The sequence below is a fragment of the Microcystis sp. M165S2 genome, from assembly GCF_020245885.1.
GTDB lineage: Bacteria > Cyanobacteriota > Cyanobacteriia > Cyanobacteriales > Microcystaceae > Microcystis.
In genome coordinates, this window is the sequence record NZ_JADBTZ010000159.1 from 1 (window position 1) to 4,941 (window position 4,941).

The window sequence follows — 4,941 nt, forward strand, 5'->3', positions numbered from 1 at the left end:
AAGGCCGAATTTGAAGTCTTTTCTGAACGAAACCCCCTACTATCTGTGGTCAAGGTTCAGTTTTTAGCTTGGTTATCGCTTTTTCCATTGTAGCTTAAAGCCGTCCTAAAAGGACGGGGTTTTAACCCAAATTTTCGATAAAAGTTTATGCGGATGGCGAGACTCGAACTCGCAAGGCGTAAGCCACACGCCCCTCAAACGTGCGTGTCTACCAGTTCCACCACATCCGCTTGATTTTAGCTTAACCACTATAGCACAGAAAAAAAATAATCTGCAAGCAACTTTTAAAAATTACTGCCGCACAACTTTCGCACCACCTGAGTTAGTACGGATAAACCTTTTAGGGAACCTTGAATCAAATGGAAGGCCGGGACAGGACGGATTAACATTTGTCGAGCTAGGGGCAATGGTAGCAGCTGACCTTGATTATCAATTGCCGGGGCTAAATCGGGTAAATCCTGCGTCACCTCGTCGCTAATCACGCGCACAATTGCCACTTTTTGCCCCGATAAAGCCTCTAAAATCCTTGCTCCTTCCATATCGACCACCTCATAGCCCCCCTGTCCTAAACGTCGTTTTTCCTCGGACTGGCTAATCAGGCGATCGCTGGTTAACCCTTTAACAAGGCTATATCCGGTTAATTGGGAGATTTCTGCGGTTATTTCTGGTTCGCACTGCCAATAATTCCCCTTTTCTAGGCCACAACCTTGATAGATTACCCCATCTCCGACTCGATAGCGATCGCTGAGACTGCCCGCTAATCCCATCAGCACAATTTTTCCTTTGAGCTTATTAAGAAATTCTAGAGATAGCTTAGAGACTGGGGAACTGTCGAGGAATTCTGGAGCGCCAAGGTTAATCGGGATAATTTGCGGGGCTAAATCGCCGATGTTTCTTAATCCTCGACGGATTGAGCTATGCTCGGCCCCCCGGGGAACGAGAATAATATCTTCAGGTGTGAGCATGAAATTTTTGAGAAAGTTTCCTAATTAGTCCATTGAGATGTTATAAACAATAATAGTGAACTAATTAGGAATAATTCTTAAGTAAATGGCCCTGCCACCGACTGGGCGATTGTCTTTCCCACCATGAAAAAGTCTGTCATTCTGCGTTTATCCGAGGTTAACAAGCGTTTTCCCGCTTCTACTAATCTAGCTGTCGATAATATCAGTTTTAGTTTAACAGAGGGCGAAATTCTCGGATTATTGGGCCCGTCGGGCTGCGGTAAAACCACTCTACTCCGGATGATTGCGGGATTTGAAAAACCATCTCAAGGAGTGATTGAATTGGGAGGGCGAATAGTTGCCGACGAAAAAACCTTTATTCCCCCGGAAAAACGCAATACGGGCATGGTTTTTCAGGATTACGCTCTTTTTCCCCATTTAACTATCGCTGACAATATCGCCTTCGGGTTAAAAAATTCTGGGGAGAAATTATCGACCAAAGCTATTAACGCTAGGGTGGCGGAAACTTTGGATTTAGTCGGACTGCAAGGACTAGAAAAACGTTATCCCCATCAGCTATCGGGAGGACAACAGCAAAGAGTCGCCCTCGCCCGCGCTTTAGCCCCAAAACCCTCTTTAATCCTCTTAGATGAACCTTTAAGTAATCTCGATGTGCAGGTACGGCAACGGTTACGGCACGAGATCCGTCATATCCTGAAAGCGACTGGTATCTCGGCCATTTTTGTCACCCACGACCGGGAGGAAGCAATGGTGATCAGTGACACAATTGCCGTCATTTGTCAAGGAAAATTAGAACAAATTAACAATCCCGAAGCAATTTATAGTCATCCGGCCTCGCGATTTGTGGCCGAGTTTGTCACCCAAGCGAATTTTCTCCCCGCTAGACGGGAGGGGGAACAATGGCAAACCGAGATAGGAGTCTGGGAAATTCCCGATGGTCAAGATTTGGACAAAGGGGAATTGATGCTCAGAGAGGAAGATGTCAAAATTAAACCGGATGAGACGGGAGATCTGGTTATTTGCGATCGCCAATTTTTAGGACGGGAATACCGTTATTGTCTGCTAACGGCCACCGGCAGCCAAATCCACGCTAGAACAACGATTAACACCCAATTAGACATCGGTACAAAGGTAAAACTATCGATTATTCCCGATAGCGTCCGTGTATTTGCCGACTGATAACTGATACTAAATCCTGTTTAAGGGGTGTGGGGTGTGGGGTGTGGGGTGTGGGGTGTAGGGAAGGAAACCTCTTTCATCTCTGGTGGTGAAAATTTTTTCATCGGGACTGACTCCTGAATCCTGATCGGTCTCTCCAGCTAATATTGATATCGATCGCTATTTAGGACTAGGGTGGCATTTTTAGCGACAAAATCAATAATTTTTTTAGCCACATCAACACCGGTGGCCGCTTCTATTCCTTCCAAACCGGGAGAGGAATTCACCTCGATAACCACAGGCCCGTGATTGGACCGTAATAAGTCCACACCCGCAACCCGTAAACCCATGGCTTTAGTGGCCCGTATAGCCGTACTGCGTTCCTCTGGCGTTAATTTTACCTTTTCTGCCTTACCTCCGCGGTGAAGATTAGAACGAAAATCCCCCTCGGCCCCCTGTCGCTTCATCGAGGCTACCACTTTTCCATCGATGACAAAACAGCGCAGATCTGCCCCACTGGCCTCTTTAATATACTCTTGTACTAGAATATTAGCCTCTAATTGCCGAAAAGCTTCAATAACTGACTTGGCTGCTTGGTCGGTTTCCGCTAAGACTACCCCAATACCTTGGGTTCCCTCTAATAATTTAATCACTAGAGGGGTGCCGCCGACGGTTTCGATTAAACCATCGATATCTTGGGTTGCGTGAGCAATTCCCGTCACCGGTAGGCCTATCCCTTCCCGAGCGAGGATTTGCAGACAACGCAATTTATCCCGCGACCGAGAAATTGCTTGCGAGTCGTTGGTAGTAAAAACATTCATCACCTCGAATTGTCGGACGACTGCGGTTCCATAGAAGGTTTTCGAGGCAGCAATGCGGGGGATAATCGCGTCGAAACTCTCCAAGGGTTTACCGTTATAGACAACCGTGGGTTTATGGGAGGTGATGTTCATGTAACAGCGCAAATAATTGATCACTCGTACCTCATGACCTTGGAACTCTCCCGCTTCTTTCAGTCGCTTGGTCGAGTAAAGAGAAGCGTCTTGCGATAAAATAGCGATTTTCATAAATTTTCGCTTAAATATTGCTTTTAAAACTGAATAGCTCGTTATTCCCCCATATTGGCTTTTTTGGCCGGCAACTCATAAAATTTCTCCTCTCGATCGAAGTCCATCGATTATTATGGCGCTGACAGTTCCCTTTGAACAGTTGGGTTAAATGAAAAGTAAAAAAGTCAAGCTTAAGAACCTAAGCAAAATTAATTACACATATCTAACCACCTCTTGCCTCTTGCCTATCTTCACTAGGAAATTAATTTTGCACGACTACTTAAGACTAGATTGGTTTTTGTCGTCAGGCTAAGTTTAAGTTATAGTTTTAAGGATTTAATTGACTAACAAAGACTAGAGAAGGAGTAAAGGGAAAAGATGTCAATTAATAAATACAATTTTGTTACGGTTTTGCTCCTAGGGATGATCGATCGGTTAGAATGATAAGGTGATCGATGAAGAAAACCATGACTTTACTAGCGAAATCTTTAGAGGAACTGACCGACTGGGTAAAAGACCAGGGACAACCCGCTTATCGGGGTAAACAATTACACCAATGGCTATATGAAAAAGGGGTGCATTCTTTGGCGGATATTTCCGTATTTCCCCAAGAATGGCGCAGCAAGATGGCAGACTATCCTATTGGTCGTTCCCTTATACATTATCGCAGTGTAGCACCCGATCGCACTCGTAAATATCTGCTAAAACTGGCGGATGGTTTAATTATCGAAGCGGTGGGAATTCCTAGTGAAAAAAGATTGACAGTCTGTGTTTCTTCGCAAGTGGGTTGCCCGATGGCCTGTGATTTTTGTGCCACGGGAAAAGGGGGTTTTACTCGTAATTTAAAAGCTTATGAAATCGTTGACCAAGTGTTAACAGTACAGGAGGATTTTCAGCAGCGAGTTAGTCATGTGGTGTTTATGGGGATGGGGGAACCTTTATTAAATATCCCCGAAGTAGTGACAGCGATTCATTCCCTTAATAAAGATGTGGGTATCGGTCAGCGTTGTTTAACGATTTCTACCGTGGGATTACCCCATAAAATCAAGCAACTAGCGGCCCATAATTTACAAGTAACTTTTGCTGTTAGTCTCCATGCTTCTAATCAACAAGTTCGCTCCAAATTAATCCCCAGTGCCGATCATTATACCCTAAGTAATCTGATCCAAGACTGTCAGGAATACGTTCAAATCACGGGACGAAGGGTGACATTTGAATACATTCTTTTAGCGGGAGTGAATGATTTACCCGAACACGCAAGGGAATTAGTCAAACTGGTGAAAGGTTTTCAATCCCACGTCAATCTTATTCCTTATAATCCCATTCAAGAGGTGGATTATCAACGGCCTGATGAAAAAAGAATCAGAGCTTTTAAAACTATTTTAGAACAGGAAAAAGTCGCCGTTACTGTCCGTTATTCCAGAGGTTTAGCGGCCGATGCGGCCTGTGGACAATTGCGAGCGAGCGTCATGGTACAATAAACGGCCGTAAATCGGCCATTAACTAGGGGGTAGTGATCCGATAGTAGTGGTGAGCTACCTTGCTTATCTAGCCTGAGTTGTGTAGAATATTGACTAATAAAAATAATTACCTGATAAATGTCAAGAATTTACTTTTTATGATTCAAGAATTTGCTTTTTATGATTGCTGTTTTTATCAAAATCTTCTCTGGGATTATTAAATTTTGGTTGGATGGCGATGAAGATTTAGAACATAATCTTCTAACAAAAGATTCACCAGCTTCAATATTTCGTTGTCCTAAATGTGGT

At 44.1% G+C, this 4,941-nt stretch carries 4 protein-coding genes and 1 tRNA gene; 2 read left to right on the forward strand and 3 right to left on the reverse strand.

The genetic code is table 11. From position 1 onward, the window contains the following. Positions 1-148 precede the first annotated feature (148 nt). Together IM479_RS08330 and IM479_RS08335 are read right to left on the reverse strand one after the other, a co-directional pair. Positions 149-230, reverse strand: a tRNA-Leu gene (locus IM479_RS08330). 54 nt (positions 231-284) lie between these two features. After that, entirely contained in the window at positions 285-965 is a 681-nt protein-coding gene (locus IM479_RS08335; protein ID WP_287687337.1) for a nucleoside phosphorylase-I family protein, read from the reverse strand. Between the two features lie 123 nt (positions 966-1,088). Between IM479_RS08335 and IM479_RS08340 the strand changes: the two genes are divergently transcribed. Beyond that, a complete protein-coding gene (locus IM479_RS08340; protein ID WP_287687339.1) occupies positions 1,089-2,144 on the forward strand; it encodes an ABC transporter ATP-binding protein in 1,056 nt (351 codons plus the stop codon). Positions 2,145-2,284: 140 nt separating this feature from the next. Here the strand turns inward: IM479_RS08340 and rimK are convergent, their stop codons facing one another. Further along, positions 2,285-3,190, reverse strand: coding sequence for a 30S ribosomal protein S6--L-glutamate ligase (gene rimK, locus IM479_RS08345; RefSeq protein ID WP_287687341.1), 906 nt, complete (start codon positions 3,188-3,190; stop codon positions 2,285-2,287). Positions 3,191-3,639: 449 nt separating this feature from the next. Here rimK and rlmN point away from each other — a divergent pair, with 449 nt between their 5' ends. Further along, entirely contained in the window at positions 3,640-4,653 is a 1,014-nt protein-coding gene (rlmN, locus tag IM479_RS08350; protein WP_287687343.1) for a dual-specificity RNA methyltransferase RlmN, read from the forward strand. The last annotated feature ends 288 nt before the right edge of the window (positions 4,654-4,941 follow it).

Excerpts from the sequence above, each read along its gene's own strand:
- IM479_RS08340 (WP_287687339.1), top strand. The coding sequence starts at position 1,089 with ATGAAAAAGTCTGTCATTCTGCGTTTATCCGAGGTTAACAAGCGTTTT.
- rlmN (WP_287687343.1), top strand. The coding sequence starts at position 3,640 with ATGACTTTACTAGCGAAATCTTTAGAGGAACTGACCGACTGGGTAAAA.
- IM479_RS08335 (WP_287687337.1), bottom strand. The coding sequence starts at position 965 with ATGCTCACACCTGAAGATATTATTCTCGTTCCCCGGGGGGCCGAGCAT.
- rimK (WP_287687341.1), bottom strand. The coding sequence starts at position 3,190 with ATGAAAATCGCTATTTTATCGCAAGACGCTTCTCTTTACTCGACCAAG.